Source organism: Methylobacterium aquaticum, from assembly GCF_001043915.1.
Lineage (GTDB): Bacteria > Pseudomonadota > Alphaproteobacteria > Rhizobiales > Beijerinckiaceae > Methylobacterium > Methylobacterium aquaticum.
In genome coordinates this window covers 13,852-29,829 of the sequence record NZ_LABX01000002.1, presented here as the reverse complement: position 1 = coordinate 29,829, position 15,978 = coordinate 13,852, and the positions used below count along the sequence as shown (strand labels likewise).

The 15,978-nt window shown below is 69.3% G+C and carries 12 protein-coding genes; 11 read left to right on the top strand and 1 reads right to left on the bottom strand.

What is annotated here, in order from left to right:
• Positions 1–69: 69 nt before the first annotated feature.
• The 5 genes from ntrX to VP06_RS00280 all read left to right on the top strand — a co-directional run bounded on the left by ntrX (position 70) and on the right by VP06_RS00280 (position 6,133).
• On the top strand, positions 70–1,440 hold the full coding sequence (gene ntrX / locus VP06_RS00300) for a nitrogen assimilation response regulator NtrX (RefSeq protein WP_048461835.1): 1,371 nt from the start codon (positions 70–72) through the stop codon (positions 1,438–1,440).
• 321 nt (positions 1,441–1,761) lie between these two features.
• Positions 1,762–2,016, top strand: a complete 255-nt coding sequence (gene hfq, locus VP06_RS00295) for an RNA chaperone Hfq (protein ID WP_048429571.1) — start codon at positions 1,762–1,764, stop codon at positions 2,014–2,016.
• A 236-nt stretch (positions 2,017–2,252) separates the two neighbouring features.
• Entirely contained in the window at positions 2,253–3,632 is a 1,380-nt protein-coding gene (gene hflX, locus VP06_RS00290) for a GTPase HflX (RefSeq protein ID WP_048461834.1), read from the top strand.
• A gap of 307 nt (positions 3,633–3,939) precedes the next feature.
• A complete protein-coding gene (locus VP06_RS00285) occupies positions 3,940–4,905 on the top strand; it encodes a PLP-dependent cysteine synthase family protein (RefSeq protein WP_048461833.1) in 966 nt (321 codons plus the stop codon).
• Positions 4,906–4,972: 67 nt separating this feature from the next.
• Positions 4,973–6,133: an AAA family ATPase gene (locus VP06_RS00280; RefSeq protein WP_048461832.1), complete on the top strand. Its 1,161-nt coding sequence runs from the start codon at positions 4,973–4,975 to the stop codon at positions 6,131–6,133.
• Between the two features lie 37 nt (positions 6,134–6,170).
• Here the strand turns inward: VP06_RS00280 and VP06_RS00275 are convergent, their stop codons facing one another.
• Positions 6,171–7,388 carry an MFS transporter gene (locus tag VP06_RS00275; protein ID WP_048461831.1) on the bottom strand — a complete coding sequence of 406 codons (1,218 nt, stop codon included), beginning with the start codon at positions 7,386–7,388 and terminating at the stop codon, positions 6,171–6,173.
• A gap of 716 nt (positions 7,389–8,104) precedes the next feature.
• Between VP06_RS00275 and rho the strand changes: the two genes are divergently transcribed.
• The 6 genes from rho (at position 8,105) to VP06_RS00245 (ending at position 15,926) form a co-directional block, all read left to right on the top strand.
• A complete protein-coding gene (gene rho, locus VP06_RS00270; protein ID WP_048461830.1) occupies positions 8,105–9,418 on the top strand; it encodes a transcription termination factor Rho in 1,314 nt (437 codons plus the stop codon).
• A 773-nt stretch (positions 9,419–10,191) separates the two neighbouring features.
• Positions 10,192–11,505 carry a tRNA uridine-5-carboxymethylaminomethyl(34) synthesis GTPase MnmE gene (gene mnmE / locus VP06_RS00265; protein WP_048461829.1) on the top strand — a complete coding sequence of 438 codons (1,314 nt, stop codon included), beginning with the start codon at positions 10,192–10,194 and terminating at the stop codon, positions 11,503–11,505.
• 86 nt (positions 11,506–11,591) lie between these two features.
• Positions 11,592–13,475 carry a tRNA uridine-5-carboxymethylaminomethyl(34) synthesis enzyme MnmG gene (mnmG, locus tag VP06_RS00260; RefSeq protein WP_048461828.1) on the top strand — a complete coding sequence of 628 codons (1,884 nt, stop codon included), beginning with the start codon at positions 11,592–11,594 and terminating at the stop codon, positions 13,473–13,475.
• The gene (gene rsmG / locus VP06_RS00255; protein WP_048461827.1) at positions 13,472–14,113 is read left to right on the top strand and encodes a 16S rRNA (guanine(527)-N(7))-methyltransferase RsmG; all 642 of its coding nucleotides are present in this window, start codon (positions 13,472–13,474) and stop codon (positions 14,111–14,113) included. Before mnmG ends, rsmG begins: the two co-directional genes overlap by 4 nt.
• On the top strand, positions 14,110–14,958 hold the full coding sequence (locus VP06_RS00250) for a ParA family protein (protein ID WP_048461826.1): 849 nt from the start codon (positions 14,110–14,112) through the stop codon (positions 14,956–14,958). Before rsmG ends, VP06_RS00250 begins: the two co-directional genes overlap by 4 nt.
• 80 nt (positions 14,959–15,038) lie before the next feature.
• The gene (locus tag VP06_RS00245; RefSeq protein ID WP_048461825.1) at positions 15,039–15,926 is read left to right on the top strand and encodes a ParB/RepB/Spo0J family partition protein; all 888 of its coding nucleotides are present in this window, start codon (positions 15,039–15,041) and stop codon (positions 15,924–15,926) included.
• Positions 15,927–15,978: the final 52 nt, after the last annotated feature.

The following is a 15,978-nucleotide window of genomic DNA, read 5'->3' as shown; positions in this document are numbered from 1 at the left end:
TCGTCACAGCACGGGGTGCCGCGCGGCCGTCAGGCCCGCCGCCCGCGTCGCGGGGAGGCCCGACAAGCCATGAGCGCCGACATTCTGATCGTCGATGACGAGGCCGACATCCGCGAGCTCGTCGCCGGCATCCTCGACGACGAGGGCCACCGCACCCGCACCGCCGGCTCCTCCGACGAGGCGCTGGCGGCGATCGAGGCGCGCCGCCCGCATCTCGTCTTCCTCGACATCTGGCTCCAGGGCTCGCGCCTCGACGGGCTCCAGGTGCTCGACGTGATCAAGGCCCAGGCGCCGGACCTGCCGGTGGTGATGATCTCGGGCCACGGCAACATCGAGACCGCGGTCTCGGCGATCAAGGCGGGCGCCTACGACTTCATCGAGAAGCCGTTCAAGGCCGACCGGCTGATCCTGGTCGCCGAGCGGGCGCTGGAAGCCTCGCGCCTCAAGCGCGAGGTGCGCGACCTCAAGGCCCGCTCCGGCCAGGCGAGCCGGATCGTCGGTGCCTCGGTGGCGGCCAACCAGCTGCGCCAGACCGTCGAGCGCGTCGCTCCCACCAACGCCCGGGTGATGATCTCGGGGGCGCCCGGCTCCGGCAAGGAACTCTCGGCCCGCACCATCCACGCCGCCTCGTCGCGGGCCAACGGGCCCTTCGTGGTGATCAACGCCGCCACGATCACCCCCGACACGATGGAAGCCGAGCTGTTCGGCGTCGAGGCGGCCGACGGCAAGCCGCGCCGGGTCGGCGCGCTCGAGGAGGCCCATGGCGGCAGCCTCTACATCGACGAGGTCGCGGACATGCCCCGCGAGACCCAGAACCGCATCCTGCGGGTCCTCGTCGACCAGAACTTCCAGCGCGTCGGCGGCACCACAAGGGTCCATGTCGACGTGCGGATCATCTCGTCCTCGTCGCGCGACCTGGCGGAAGAAATCGCCGGCGGGCGCTTTCGCGAGGATCTCTTCCACCGCCTGAGCGTCGTCCCGATCCGGGTGCCCTCGCTCGCCGAGCGGCGCGAGGACGTGCCGGAGCTGATCGCGTTCTTCATGGAGCAGATCTCGGCCGCCACCGGCCTGCCGCAGCGGCGCATCGCCGCCGACGCCATGGCGGTGCTGCAATCGCACGACTGGCCCGGCAACGTCCGCCAGCTCCGCAACAACGTCGAGCGGCTGATGATCCTGACGCAAGGAGATCCCGAGACCGAGGTGACGACCGAGATGCTGCCGAGCGAGGTCGGCGCGCTGGTGCCCACCACCCCGAGCGGGGCGGGCGGCGAGAAGCTGATGAGCCTGGCGCTCCGCGAGGCGCGCGAGATCTTCGAGCGCGAGTATTTGGTGGCGCAGATCGCCCGCTTCTCCGGCAACATCTCCCGCACCGCCGAATTCATCGGCATGGAGCGCTCGGCCCTGCACCGGAAGCTCAAGTCGCTGGGCATCGGCGCCTGACGAGGACGACCCGCCCACGACGAATCCCGCGATCAGGCGTCCGGAACCTCGCCCGTGGCTCCACATTCCTGCGTGCCAAGCCCGGGCCTTTCTGCTAGGGCGGCCTGTGGCCGGGGCGCGACAGGATCGCGGGCGCGGCCGGATGCGCCAGATGCGGCGGCCCGGGGATGTTCCCTGCGGCCAGTCTGCACTTGCGCCCGGGCGAGCTTCACCGTGTAATGGGGCGGCCGGCTCCCGGGGCGGCGCGCCGCGCCTCCCGCAACACAACAACACGGACCGACCCGTCGACAGGACTGGCAGCGGGTTCAAAGGACAAGAAGAATGGCGGGCGAACGCGCTCAGAATCTGCAAGACACCTTCCTCAATCACGTTCGCAAGAACAAGATTCCGCTGACGATCTTTCTGGTCAACGGCGTGAAGTTGCAGGGTGTCGTGACCTGGTTCGACAACTTCTGCGTGCTGCTGCGGCGCGACGGCCACTCGCAGCTGGTCTACAAGCACGCGATCTCGACGATCATGCCCGGCCATCCGGTGCAGTTGTTCGAGCAGGGCGAGGAGGGGGCCGAGAAAGCCTGATTCCACCCCACCGAACCGGCGCGCGCGGCGTGGCTCCGGGAGAAGCCCCGCAGGCGCGTCCGTGCCAGTGTCCAGGCCGCACCGCGCGGCCTGTTTTTTGTCTACCCGCCGACCCCCTCGACGGACGACGCGCGAATCCCGCGCCGTGGAGGCACCCGGCCGCTTGATTCTCGTGCGCCGCCATCCAACCTGTGTCCGATGGACTCCCGACCGACCAGGGAGCAGCCGGAGACACGATGGAACCGCGGATACCGGGCGAGATCCGCCTGCAACGCCAGGCCGAGCCGGAGGCCGCGATCGCGGCCGAGACCCGCACGCTGGTGATCGGCCCCTACCCGACGAAGCGTGATGCCCATGGCGAGCCGCGGCTGCCGCTCGCCCGCCTCGACGAGGCGGTGGGCCTCGCCGCCGCGATCGAGCTCGACGTGGCCGACCGGCTCCTCGTCACCATCCAGCAGATCCGGCCCTCGACCTTCCTCGGCAAGGGACGGGTGGAGGAGATCGCCGGCCAGATCGAGGCCGACGGCATCCGCCTCGTGGTGATGGATTGCGCGCTCTCGCCGGTGCAGCAGCGCAACCTGGAGAAGGCGTGGGGCGTCAAGGTCATCGACCGGACCGGGCTGATCCTGGAGATCTTCGGGCGGCGCGCCTCGACCCGCGAGGGCACGCTCCAGGTCGAGCACGCCCATCTGGCCTACCAGCGCAGCCGGCTGGTGCGGTCCTGGACCCACCTCGAGCGCCAGCGCGGCGGCTTCGGCTTCCTCGGCGGCCCGGGCGAGACCCAGATCGAGGCCGACCGCCGGATGATCCAGGAGCGGATGACCCGGATCGAGCGCGAATTGGAGACCGTCACCCGCACCCGCGGCCTGCACCGCCGCTCCCGACGCCGGGTGCCGTACCCGATCGTGGCGCTGGTCGGCTACACCAATGCCGGCAAGTCGACCCTGTTCAACCGCCTGACCCGGGCCGAGGTGCTGGCGGAGAACATGCTGTTCGCCACCCTCGACCCGACCGCCCGCGCCATCACGCTGCCGCATGGCGAGACCGCGATCCTGTCCGACACGGTCGGCTTCATCTCCGACCTGCCGACCATGCTGATCGCCGCCTTCCGGGCGACGCTGGAGGACGTGATCGAGGCCGACATCCTGCTCCACGTCCGCGACATCGCCCACGAGGACGCGGAGGCGCAAGGCGCCGACGTGGCGCAGGTGCTGGCCGAACTGGGCATCGAGCCCGATACCGACCGCATCATCGAGGTCTGGAACAAGGCCGACCTCCTCGATGCGGCCGAGCGCGAGCGCCTGCTCAACCTGAGCCGGCCGAACGGCGCGAAAGGCTCCGGGCCGGTGCTGCTCTCGGCGCTCACCGGCGAGGGCATCGACCGCCTGATGAGCCGGATCGAGGCCCGGATCGCCGCCAGCCGCACCAGCTTCGCGGTGATCCTGGAGCCGGCGCAAGGCGCGGAGCTGCACTGGCTCTACGAGAATGCCGAGGTGCTCGACCGCCGCGAGGACGCCTCCGGCGACCTGCACCTCGTGATCCGGGTCGCGCCCGAGAAGGAGCCGCGGTTCCTGAACCGGTTCGGGGCGGCGCGGCGGTTGCGGGGGGCTGGGTAGACGTTCACCGCCCATCCCCGTGCGGGATCTCCCACTCGGCGTCACCTCCCCGCATGACAGCCGATACGGTCGATCTGATGCGGCGCAAGGAGCCGCAAACGCGCTTCCAGGGCCTCGAACAGGGGTCACAGGGTGACCGGCGCCGTCTCGACGGACGACGGTGATCGGATCCTTGCGGGCAGCGAACGCACGGTCGTGGGTGTCTGGCGCGATGGCGCAGCCTACGAGGTCGAGGTCGCACCGCCGTCCGGTGTCCTAAGCGGACGAAGCGTTGGCCTGCCAACGCAAGTCTGCTTAGAATCGCGCAATGCACCCAACGTCGCCACGCCCGACTTTCTCGGCCGCGAAGATCACGCCGTCGGCCCTTGATCTGATCGGCAACACGCCGCTGCTCGCGCTCGATCGCGTCCACCCTGGGCCCGGCCGCCTCCTGGCCAAGGCCGAGTTCATGCAGCCCGGCGGGAGCGTCAAGGATCGGGCGGCCCGCGCCATCATCCTGGCGGCGCGCGAGGACGGACGGCTGGCCCCGGGAGCGCCCGTGGTCGAGATGACCAGCGGCAACATGGGCGCCGGCCTCGCCGTAGCCTGCGCGGCTTTGGGCCATCCGCTCGTGGTCGCGATGTCGTCCGGGAACAGTCCCCAGCGGGCGCGGATGCTGGAAGCCCTGGGGGCCGAGGTCGTGCTGGTGCCCCAGGTTGACGGAGCCCCCGGGCACGTCACGGGCGCCGACGTGAACGCGGCGGCGGATGCGGCCCGGCGCATCGCGGCGGAGCGAGGCGGCTTCTACGTCGACCAGTTCCATGCGCCGGACGGCGCGCGCGCCCACGCGGAAACGACCGGGCCGGAAATCTGGGAGCAATCCTCCGGCCGGGTCGATGCCTGGGTGGCCGCCGTGGGGACGGGGGCGACCTTCCTCGGGGTGGCCGCCGCCTTGCGCGCGCACAACCCCCGCGTGCTCTGCGCCGCCGTCGAGCCCGAAGGGTGCCAGCCCCTGGCGGGGCTGCCGGTCACGAAGCCTCGCCACCTCATCCAGGGCACGAGCTACGGAAGCGTCCCCCCGCATTGGAGCGACGGCGTGATGGACCTGTCCATCCCGGTGACCGATCGGGAGGTCGATCGCTGGCGCCGGGCGCTCGCGACGCAGGAAGGTCTGCATGTCGGCTACTCAGCCGCCGCCAACGTCGCTGCGGCCGCCGCACTGCTGCGGTCCGGACGCCTCGCCGCCGCCGCGACGGCCGTGACCGTGCTCTGCGACACGGGCCTGAAATACTGACGCGGGCGGCGTCCGCTTGCCGCGATCCTGCACCGTCGGCCGTCGACAGGGAACCGAACGAGACGCCATGCCGATCCACCGCCTCGCCATCTCCGGCTACCGCAGCTTGCGCGACATCGTGCTCGGCCTCGACCGGCTGACCGTGGTGACGGGGGCCAATGGCAGCGGCAAGTCGAGCCTCTACCGCGCACTTCGGCTCCTCGCCGAGGTCGCTCAAGGGAGAGCGATTCCGTCGCTTGCCCGGGAAGGCGGCTTCGCCTCGGCCCTGTGGGCCGGGCCGGAGACGTTCGGGCGCCAGGTCCTGACCGGGACGCGCCGGGTCGAGGGCACGGTGCGGCGCCATCCCGTCGAGCTGAAGCTCGGCTTCTCCAACGACGATGTCGGCTACGCCATCGCCCTCGGCCTGCCGGCGCCGTCCTATGAGGGCACGTTCTTTTCCCAGGACCCGGAGATCAAGGCCGAGAGCGTCTGGACCGGGCCGATCGTCGGGCGGGCGAACGTCTTCGCCGAGCGGCGCGGGCCGCTGGTGCGCCTGCGCGACGGCACCGGCACCTGGACCGAGGCCCTTCACGATCTTCCCGCCTTCGACAGCCTGATGACCCACGGCGCCGATCCCCGCGACGCCCTCGACGTGCTGATGCTCCGCGAGCGGATGCGGGCCTGGCGCTTCTACGACCATTTCCGCACCGACCAGGACGCCCCGGCCCGCCGGCCGCAGATCGGCACCCGCACGCCGGTGCTCGCCGGCGACGGCGCCGACGTGGCGGCGGCGATCCAGACGATCATCGAGATCGGCGACCGGGGCGCCCTCGACGCGACCATCGCCGAGGCGTTTCCGGGTGCGTCCCTGTCGGTCGCGAGCAACGAGGGCCAGTTCTCGCTCGAACTGCGCCAGCACGGGTTGCTGCGCCCGTTGCGCGGGACCGAGCTCTCGGACGGGACCCTGCGCACCATCCTGCTCGCCGCGGCGCTGTTGTCGCCGCGTCCGCCCGAGCTGATGGTCCTCAACGAGCCCGAGACCAGCCTGCATGCCGACCTGCTGGCGCCGCTGGCCAAGCTGATCGCGCGGGCGGCGGAGGGCACGCAGGTCCTGGTGGTGTCGCACGCCGCCGCCCTGGTGGCGGCCCTGGAGCGGCAGGGCGCGGCCCGCATCACCCTCGACAAGCGCCTCGGCGAGACTCTGGCGCCGGACCACGACCCGCCATCCTGGACTTGGCCCAAGCGGTAGACTTGCCCCAAGCGGTCCACTTGGCCCAAGCGGTCGATCACGCGGCGGCGAAGTGGCGCCCGCGCAGATGCCCGAGGAAGCGGCGCCGCACCAGGAGCAGGACGCCGGAGATGCCCAGGCAGTAGAGCCCCATACCGGTCACGATGCCGGCGAACGGCATGCCGGCATCGATGAGCAGGCCCGACAGGAACGGCCCCAGGGCCGTGCCGAGCACCATCATCGCCACGATGGCGCCGCGGATCGCCCCGAGATGGCGGGTGCCGTAGACCTCCGGCCAGAGGGCGCCGAACAGGGTCAGCGAGATCCCGTCGGTGACGCCGTAGAGCAGCATGAAGGCGAAGGCCGCCCATGGTGCGCCAACCCCGCCGAGGGTCAGGCAGGCGAGGCCGAACGGCACCAGGTAGAGGGGCAGCAGCGCCAGGGCGGAGAACCGGTCGACGAGGCGGCCGGCGACGAGCAGGAAGACGAAGGTTGCGGCCGCGTAGGGCGGAAAGGCGGCGGCCAGCACCTCCGGCGGCCAGCCCCGGCTCTCGGCCAGATGCACCTGGTGGAAGAAGATCGTGTTGCTGATGAAGGAGGGCGGCAGCATCGCCAGCAGCAACAGGTAGAGGAAGGGATCGGCCAGGGCTTGCGCCCGCGTCGCCCCCTCGGCCGGGCCGGTGCGCGCGGTCTCCTCCGGCACCCGCTCGCGCCGCACGAGATGGTGGGCGAGCGGCAGGGCGACGAGGACCAGAAGCGATGCGATCGCGAGCCAGGCGCCGCGCCAGCCGAGGAGGGCGGCGGCGGTGACGAAGGCGAGGGGCAGACAGGCCTGGCCGGCATTGAGCCCGAGCGCGGACAGCGACACCGCCCGGCCGCGCTCTCCCGAGAACCAGCGCCCGAGGAGCGTGTAGGCGGTCTGAAGCATCAGCCCCTGGCCGGCGAGGCGGAGCAGGAACAGGCTCGGGGCGAGGACGAGGAGGTTCGGCGACAGGCCGAGGCCGACGGCACCCATTGCCAGAAGGCCCACCGCCAGGCTCACCACCCGTTGCGCCGGCCAGCGGTCGATGAGCCCGCCGAGCCCCGCGAGCGCCAAAGCCGCGGCCAGGGTGACGCCGGCATAGAGCGCCCCGAACGACCCGTCCGACAGCCCGAAATCCCGCCGGATCGCCCCGCCCGACAGGGCGACCACGAAGGTCTGGCCGAAGCAGCCGCAGAACAGGAGCAGGAACCCGGCCGCGAGCCAGCGCAGGTTGGCCGTGAGGAAGGGGGGCATGGGGAGTGGGGTAGCGGCGGGATGGGCTTGCCGCAACGGCCATCTTCTGTGAGGCGGAACGATTCTGCGACGCTGATGCCCGTGGAGAATCAGCGCGCTCATGTCCGCTTCTCACGGTCAGTCCGGGCTCCGCTGCGCGGCCCCGGAATGAGTCGGAGGATGTCAATCCATTCGATGACGCCATATGTTATACCAACGGTCGTTGAAAACGACCTTTGGTGCCGTTCTCGAATTTTCGCCAAGCCCAAGGTCCCGGACATCTGGGCTTGACATCGAAAATTCGAGATGAAGTCAACGGCCCCGCCGATCCCGGGCCTGCCCGAGATCGAATCGATGCGTCGGCATCTTCGAGCGTTGGTGTTCATGCGGCGGTACGACGACTGCGCCGATCGTTCACCCTGCTTGGGACGCCGACGCTGGAGCCTCCCTCTCCTGCGGTGTCATCACGCCGCGCCGTTCACCACATTTCCCCGATCGGGGACTTGAGTCGACGACGAGGACCCGCTACATAAAGTCGTTCCCTCCTCCATCGTCACGTCACGTCGCATCCAGGACCCTTCGGTTCCTCCGCGCGACCTCCGGGACAATCAGGCGACGATTTCGCGACCGGTGCCCGTCTCGGCCACCCCGTTGCTTCCGCTCAGTGCCGCGCCCTGCGGCAGCCGGACTTGTCCTGACATGACGCTCCCCGCTTCGCCCCCGCACCCCGATATCCCATGATCGAAGACACTCTCGCCCCGATCGAGACCCCGGCCGCCCCCGCCATGCGCGAGGTGAAGCTTCAGGATCTCAAGTCGAAGACGCCGACCGAATTGCTCGCCTTCGCTGAGGAGGTCGAGGTCGAGAATGCCTCGACCATGCGCAAGCAGGAGCTGATGTTCGCGATCCTGAAGCAGCTCGCTGCCAAGGACGTGGAGATCATCGGCGCCGGCACGGTCGAGGTGCTCCAGGACGGCTTCGGCTTCCTGCGCTCCTCCGACTCGAACTATCTGCCGGGCCCTGACGACATCTACATCTCGCCGACGCAGATCCGCCGCTTCGGCCTGCGCACCGGCGACACCGTCGAGGGGCCGATCCGCGGCCCGAAGGACGGCGAGCGCTATTTCGCGCTGCTCAAGGTCAACACCATCAATTTCGAGAATCCGGACAAGATCAAGCACAAGGTCCATTTCGACAACCTGACGCCGCTGTTCCCCACGCAGCGCTTCAAGCTCGAACTGTCGGAACCGACCCGCAAGGATTTCTCGCCCCGGATCATCGACATCGTGGCGCCGATCGGCAAGGGCCAGCGCGCCCTGATCGTGGCGCCGCCGCGGACCGGCAAGACGGTGCTGATGCAGAACATCGCCCAGTCGATCACCCTGAACCACCCCGAATGCTACCTCATCGTCCTGCTCATCGACGAGCGGCCGGAGGAGGTCACCGACATGCAGCGCTCGGTGAAGGGTGAGGTGATCGCCTCGACCTTCGACGAGCCGGCAACCCGCCACGTCCAGGTCGCCGAGATGGTGATCGAGAAGGCCAAGCGTCTGGTCGAGCACGGCCGCGACGTCGTCATCCTCCTCGACTCGATCACCCGGCTCGGCCGGGCCTACAACACCGTGGTGCCGTCCTCCGGCAAGGTGCTGACCGGCGGCGTCGACGCCAACGCCCTCCAGCGGCCCAAGCGCTTCTTCGGCGCCGCCCGCAACATCGAGGAAGGCGGCTCGCTCACCATCATCGCGACCGCGCTGATCGATACCGGCTCGCGGATGGACGAGGTGATCTTCGAGGAGTTCAAGGGCACCGGCAACTCCGAGATCATCCTGGACCGCAAGGTCTCCGACAAGCGCATCTTCCCGGCGATCGACATCACCCGCTCCGGCACCCGCAAGGAGGAACTGCTGGTCCCACCGGACGCGCTCAAGAAGACCTATGTCCTGCGCCGCATCCTCAACCCGATGGGCGTCACCGACGCGATCGAGTTCCTGCTCGACAAGCTGCGCCAGACCAAGAGCAACGGCGATTTCTTCGACTCGATGAACACCTGATCGGGCTGTCGCAGCCGCCAGATTACCCTGATGGTGTCACGCGGCGCCCCGCCTGGGGCGCCGCTGTCGTTTGGGGAGAGACGGTGTCCCCTCCTCCGTGATGCGGAAGCGTGAGGGATGGACCACAGCCCTCGCGTGGCGGCTGCGTCGCGACGCCCGGTTCTCTCACCCGCGTCCGAAGAGACATCCAGACGACGCAAAGATCCCTGGAACCCGCCATCGAGGCTCGGCAGCGTCGATCCCGCGCGATCGATGCAGGGCCGGCACCTCTCGGGATGGCGTCGCGGGTGGCGCAGACCGCTCGCAGCGTTCTTTGCCTCTGTCGTGGCCTCCTCTCAGCAGACTTGCGTCGGCATGCCCACGGTCCAGCACGGAGCGGTGATATGAAGCGCCCTTCCCACCCTCGCCCTGATCCTGTGGTACGGGCCCGCACGACAGGATCAGGGCAAGGGTGGGCGAGCCCCGCACCGGCAAGATTCACGCCGCTGTCGTGTCCGGGTCCGGTCGTGTCCTGCATCGCAGGCCAATGCGTCGTCCGCGCAGGTTCTTGTTTGGTCGCAGATTTCTGTCGCAGAATCGGCTACCCCTGTTGCGAGATTTGCTGAGAGCATTGTCCGACGACGCGGCAATCGGGTCGTCGCCGATCATGCGGCACAATCAACAACCGAAAGCGGCGGCCGATTGCAATGCGATCGGGGCTGCTGTCGCCACGGCGCGGTGGTGCTGCCTCGGCGCGCCCCTCATCTCCTTCGTTCCGGCTTGCGACTCGCCCGATGCTTTCCCCCGATACCATCTTCGCCCCCGCCACCGGTTATGGCCGCACCGCCGTCGCGGTCGTGCGGATCAGCGGGCCGCAGGCCGGACCAACCCTCGCGGCCTTGATCCGCGCAAAGCTGCCCCCGGCGCGTCGTCTCTCGCTGCGCAGCTTGCACGAACCGACGACCGGAGAGTTGCTCGACCACGCCCTCGTCGCCTGGCTGCCCGGTCCCGCCACCGCCACCGGCGAGGATATGGCGGAACTGCACGTGCACGGCGGACCGGCGGTGCGGGCCGCGATCCTGCGCAGCCTGGGCGCCCTTCCAGGTCTCGAGCCGGCACAGCCCGGCGCCTTCACGCGGCGGGCCTTTCTCAACGGCCGCATGGATCTCACCGCCGTCGAAGGACTGGCCGACCTGATCGATGCCGAGACCGAGGCTCAGCGGCGCCAGGCGATCCGCCAGCTCGACGGCGCCCTCGGCCAAGCCGTCGAGACATGGCGCGAGACGCTCCTCGACGTGCTCGCCGGGACGGAAGCCGCCCTGGACTTCTCCGACGAGGGCGATGTCGACGACGACGTGCTGACGGAAGCCGGGCGTGTCACCGCCTCCCGAGTGCGCGATGCGATCCAGGCGGCGCTTGCCGATGGCCGCCGAGGTGAGCGATTGCGGGACGGGTTCACGGTGGTGCTCGCCGGTGCGCCCAATGCCGGCAAGTCGACCCTCCTCAATGCCCTCGCCCGCCGCGATGTCGCGATCGTCTCGGAGATTCCCGGCACGACCCGAGACGCGATCGAGGTCCGCTGTGATCTCGGCGGCCTGCCGGTCCTGCTCGTCGACACGGCGGGACTGCGCGACAGCACCGATGCTATCGAAGCCGAGGGCGTGGCACGCAGCCGGCGCCGCATCGACCAAGCCGACCTGGTGCTGTGGCTGTGCGAACCCGGCGGTGACGCTCCCCCTCCCCTCTCGGTCCCCGCCCTTGTCGTCGCCACCAAGGGCGACCTGTCAGAGTCGGTCTCGGACAATGCCCTCACGATTTCGGCGCTCACCGGCGCCGGCCTCGGCACCCTGCTCGCAGAGATCGAGCGCATCGCCGCAACGTCACTCGGCAGCGGCGACGCGCTGGTGACCCGCGAACGCCAGCGCCTTGCCTTGGAAAGCTGTCGCGACCATCTCGACCGCGTCGCGACAGACGGGGCTCGATTGCCGGCCGAGCTGGTGGCCGAGGATATACGCCTCGCGATCCGGGCCCTCGGCGAGGTGGCGGGACGCGTCGGCGTCGAGGACATGCTGGATCGCCTGTTTTCCAGCTTCTGCATCGGCAAGTGACCGACCGGAGGCGGTGTTTTCACGTGAAACGCGGGACGATGCGACAGCGTGATTGACGCCGTCATCCGGCATCCCCTAATCAGCGCATGCTTTCCGATGATTCTTCCCCCTACGACGTGATTGTCGTCGGCGGCGGCCATGCGGGCGCCGAAGCGGCCGCCGCCGCCGCGCGTTACGGTGCTCGCACCGCCCTCGTCACGCATCGCCGCGACACCCTCGGGGCGATGTCCTGCAATCCTGCCATCGGCGGCCTCGGCAAGGGTCACCTCGTGCGCGAGGTCGATGCCCTCGATGGTCTGATGGCGCGGGTCGCGGATCGTGCCGGAATCCAGTTCCGGCTGCTCAACCGCCGCAAGGGACCGGCCGTGCGCGGACCACGCACGCAGGCGGACCGCAAGCTCTACGCCCGGGCGATGCAGGCATTCCTCGCAGACATCCCGAACCTTGCGATCATCGAAGGCGAAGTCGCGGACCTGACCGTGATCGATGGCCGGGTCGCCGGCGCCGTGCTCAAAGATGGCCGCGCCGTCCCTGGCCGCGCCGTGGTCCTGACCACCGGGACGTTCCTGCGCGGACTGATCCATATCGGCGAGGTCACGATCCCGGCCGGCCGGATCGGCGAAGGTCCGGCCATGGGTCTGTCCACGACTCTCGACCGGCACGGCTTCGCCCTTGGCCGCCTGAAGACCGGGACGCCGCCACGTCTCGATGGCCGCACCATCGATTGGCACGGGATCGACAAGCAGGCCGCCGACGACGACCCGGTCCCGTTCTCAACTCTCACCGCGCGCATCACCACGCCGCAGATCGAGTGTGGCATCACCCGGACCTCCCAGGCGGCGCACGATTTGATCCGCGCCAACCTGCACCGCTCGGCGATGTATTCGGGTGGCATCACCAGCCGGGGCCCGCGCTACTGCCCATCGATCGAGGACAAGGTGGTGCGCTTCGGCGACCGCGACGGCCACCAGATCTTCCTTGAGCCGGAAGGTCTCGACGATGTGACCGTCTACCCGAACGGCATCTCGACTTCCCTCCCCGAGGAGGTACAAGCCAGCATCGTCCGTCTGCTGCCCGGTTGCACCCGCGCGGTCATCCTGCGCCCCGGCTACGCGATCGAGTATGATTACGTCGATCCGCGCGAACTCGACCCGACACTTCAGACCCGCCGCATCCGGGGCCTGTTCCTGGCCGGTCAGATCAATGGCACCACCGGCTACGAGGAGGCCGCCGGCCAGGGGCTGGTGGCCGGGCTCAACGCGGCCCGCCTGGCTGGCGCAGTCGAACTCGCGGTGTTCGACCGGGCCGAATCCTATCTCGGCGTGATGATCGACGACCTCGTCACCCATGGGGTCAGCGAGCCGTACCGCATGTTCACCTCTCGTTCGGAATATCGGCTCAGCTTGCGGGTCGACAATGCCGATGAGCGTCTGACCGGCCGTGGCCTCGCCCTCGGCTGCATCTCGCCGGTGCGGGCCGCGCACGATGCCACGCGGCGTGCAGCGCTGGACGACACGCGCCGGATGCTCGAGAGCGTGAGTCTCACCCCCACGGAGGCGCAGCGTCACGGCATCACCCTCAACCGCGATGGCATCCGCCGCTCGGCATTCCAGCTTCTGTCCTATCCGGAGATCACCTGGGATCAGTTGGCCGTTGTCTGGCCGCAGCTTCGGGATGTCCCCCCTGCCCTCGCCGACAGGCTCTGCACCGACGCGACTTATGCGGTCTATCTCGACCGGCAACGGGCCGATATCGCGGCGTTCCGGCGAGACGAAGCAATGGTGCTGCCAGCCCTGCTCGATTACGGCACCATTGCCGGCTTGTCGAACGAGCTGCGATTGAAGCTCGACACGGTCCGCCCCGTCACCCTCGGCCAAGCCGCCCGTATCGAAGGCGTGACGCCGGCAGCCCTCACCTTGCTGGCGGCTCATGCACGCCGCCGCCCCGCCGCTCAGGTCCCGGCCGAATGACCAAGGCTCCTCCCGGCCGTGACGCGGTCCTGCGGGACGCCGGCGTTTCACGTGAAACAGCCGCAGCCCTCGATCTCTACGTCGCCCAGCTCACCCGCTGGCAATCGATCAAGAACCTCGTCGGGCCTTCGACCCTGGCGGAGGTCTGGACCCGTCACGTCGCCGATTCGCTTCAGCTCCTCGCCCTCGCCCCCGAAGCCACCCGCTGGCTCGATCTCGGCAGCGGCGCCGGCATTCCTGGGCTGATCCTGGCGATTGCTGGTCGGGAGCGACCCGGCTTCCGCGTCGATCTCGTCGAGAGCAACGGCCGGAAAGGCGCCTTCCTCCAGGAGACCGCGCGCCTCACAGGCGCGCCCGCGAAAATCCATGTCGCCCGGATCGAAGCGGTGGTCGCGGGCTTCACCGGTTCGCAGATCGTCACCGCCCGGGCCCTCGCGCCACTGTCCCAGCTCCTCACCTGGACCGAACCGCTGTTGAAAAAAGGCGCCACCGGGCTGTTTCCGAAGGGCCGTGATGTCTTAACGGAATTGACCGAGGCGGAGGAAAGGTGGAGATTTACCGCGGATCTGATCCCGAGCCGGACCGATTCTGACGCGCGAATCGTCCGCATCTCCAGCGTGAACGGCCTTCTCTCATGATCGCGGACCCCCCCGAGTCGCAGGTGAGCGGCAGCCCGCCGCCCCTGCGCATCATCGCGCTCGCCAACCAGAAGGGCGGCGTCGGCAAGACGACGACGGCGATCAATCTGGGCACCGCCCTCGCGGCGATCGGCGAGCACGTCCTGATCGTCGATCTCGACCCACAGGGCAATGCTTCGACGGGTCTCGGCATCGATCGGCGCCAGCGCCGCCTCTCGACCTACGACGTGCTCGCCGGCGAGGCGCCTCTGTCCGAGGCGGTCCAGGCAACCGCCGTGCCTCGCCTGTCGCTGGTTCCGTCCACGATGGATCTGCTCGGCCTCGAAATGGCGATGGCGAGCGCACCGGACCGGGCGCAGCGCCTGCGCCGCGCGCTGGAGCCGCTCGACCGGGGCGAGGCGCCGGAGCACCAGCGCTTCACGTATGTCCTGATCGACTGCCCGCCCTCGCTCAATCTGCTCACCCTCAATGCGCTCGCGGCCGCGCATGCGGTGCTGGTGCCGCTGCAATGCGAGTTCTTCGCCCTCGAGGGCTTGAGCCAGTTGCTGCGCACCGTCGAGCAGGTCAAGGGCGCCCTGAACCCGCGCCTGGTGATCCAGGGCGTGGTGTTGACGATGTTCGATCCGCGCAACAACCTGTCGGCGCAGGTGGTGGCCGATGTGCGCGAATTCATGGGCGACAAGGTTTATGAGACCATGATCCCGCGCAATGTTCGCGTCTCCGAGGCGCCGTCCCATGGCAAGCCGGTGCTGCTCTACGATCTCAAATGTGCCGGCTCGCAAGCCTATCTGCGGCTCGCATCCGAGATCATCCAGCGTGAAGGCCGCCTGCCGGCTGCGGCCTGACACCGTGTCGATCCCGGGTCCGCCCGCGATCGGGAATCCTGCGCCGTTGGTCGAGTGGAGTCGATGAGAGGATGAAGGGTATGGCGGAGGAGGGAGCGCGTCCGCGCCTCGGGCGGGGGCTCGCGGCGCTGATCGGCGATTTCGGCGAGGAAACCCCAGCGGCTGCCGAGAAGCCGAAGGCCGGCCAGCGGCGCGTTCCCATCGAGTTCCTGCGGCCGAACCCGCGCAACCCGCGTCGCCATTTCGCCGAGACCGAACTCGAGGAATTGTCGGCCTCGATCCGCACCCGCGGGGTGATTCAGCCGATCGTGGTCCGGGCGCTGGCCAATATGCCGGACGCCTTCGAGATCGTCGCCGGCGAGCGGCGCTGGCGGGCGGCGCAACGGGCCGGGCTGCATGACGTGCCGGTGGTGACGGTCGAGATCGACGACCGCACCTCGCTCGAATACGCCATTCTGGAGAACGTTCAGCGCGCCGATCTCAACGCCATCGAGGAGGCGGCGGGCTACGAGCGGCTGATGAGCGAGTTCCGCTACACCCAGACCGAACTCGCCGAGATCATCGGCAAGAGCCGCAGCCATCTCGCCAACACCCTGCGCCTGCTGCAATTGCCCGCCAGCGTGCAGGACCACGTCATTGCCGGCACGCTCACGGCCGGTCATGCCCGGGCGCTCCTCGCCGTCAAGGATCCGGACACCGTCGCCCGCCGGGTGATCGAGGACGGCATGACGGTGCGAGAGGTCGAGGCCCTGGCCGCCGGCGAGCAGACCGGCACCGGCCCGAGGCCCGGCCGACCGCGCAAAGCCGCTATCGAGAAGGATGCCGATACCCGCGCGCTCGAACGGCGCCTGGAAGACGCCTTGGGGGTCGTGGTGTCGATCGAGGCCAAGGGCACCGGCGGCGAGGTGCGGCTGCGCTATGCGAGCCTCGACCAGCTCGACGGGCTGTGTCGTCGGCTTGAAGCGTGACGAATGCGGAGCCGGGCCCATGATGCCCGGCTCCGACAGAGGGGAGGGGGGT

Coding starts and splice junctions, on each gene's coding strand:
- VP06_RS00285 (WP_048461833.1), top strand. CDS start 3,940: ATGCACCCAACGTCGCCACGCCCGACTTTCTCGGCCGCGAAGATCACG.
- ntrX (WP_048461835.1), top strand. CDS start 70: ATGAGCGCCGACATTCTGATCGTCGATGACGAGGCCGACATCCGCGAG.
- VP06_RS00250 (WP_048461826.1), top strand. CDS start 14,110: ATGATCGCGGACCCCCCCGAGTCGCAGGTGAGCGGCAGCCCGCCGCCC.
- VP06_RS00275 (WP_048461831.1), bottom strand. CDS start 7,388: ATGCCCCCCTTCCTCACGGCCAACCTGCGCTGGCTCGCGGCCGGGTTC.
- mnmE (WP_048461829.1), top strand. CDS start 10,192: ATGCTTTCCCCCGATACCATCTTCGCCCCCGCCACCGGTTATGGCCGC.
- hfq (WP_048429571.1), top strand. CDS start 1,762: ATGGCGGGCGAACGCGCTCAGAATCTGCAAGACACCTTCCTCAATCAC.
- rho (WP_048461830.1), top strand. CDS start 8,105: ATGATCGAAGACACTCTCGCCCCGATCGAGACCCCGGCCGCCCCCGCC.
- rsmG (WP_048461827.1), top strand. CDS start 13,472: ATGACCAAGGCTCCTCCCGGCCGTGACGCGGTCCTGCGGGACGCCGGC.
- hflX (WP_048461834.1), top strand. CDS start 2,253: ATGGAACCGCGGATACCGGGCGAGATCCGCCTGCAACGCCAGGCCGAG.
- mnmG (WP_048461828.1), top strand. CDS start 11,592: ATGCTTTCCGATGATTCTTCCCCCTACGACGTGATTGTCGTCGGCGGC.
- VP06_RS00245 (WP_048461825.1), top strand. CDS start 15,039: ATGGCGGAGGAGGGAGCGCGTCCGCGCCTCGGGCGGGGGCTCGCGGCG.
- VP06_RS00280 (WP_048461832.1), top strand. CDS start 4,973: ATGCCGATCCACCGCCTCGCCATCTCCGGCTACCGCAGCTTGCGCGAC.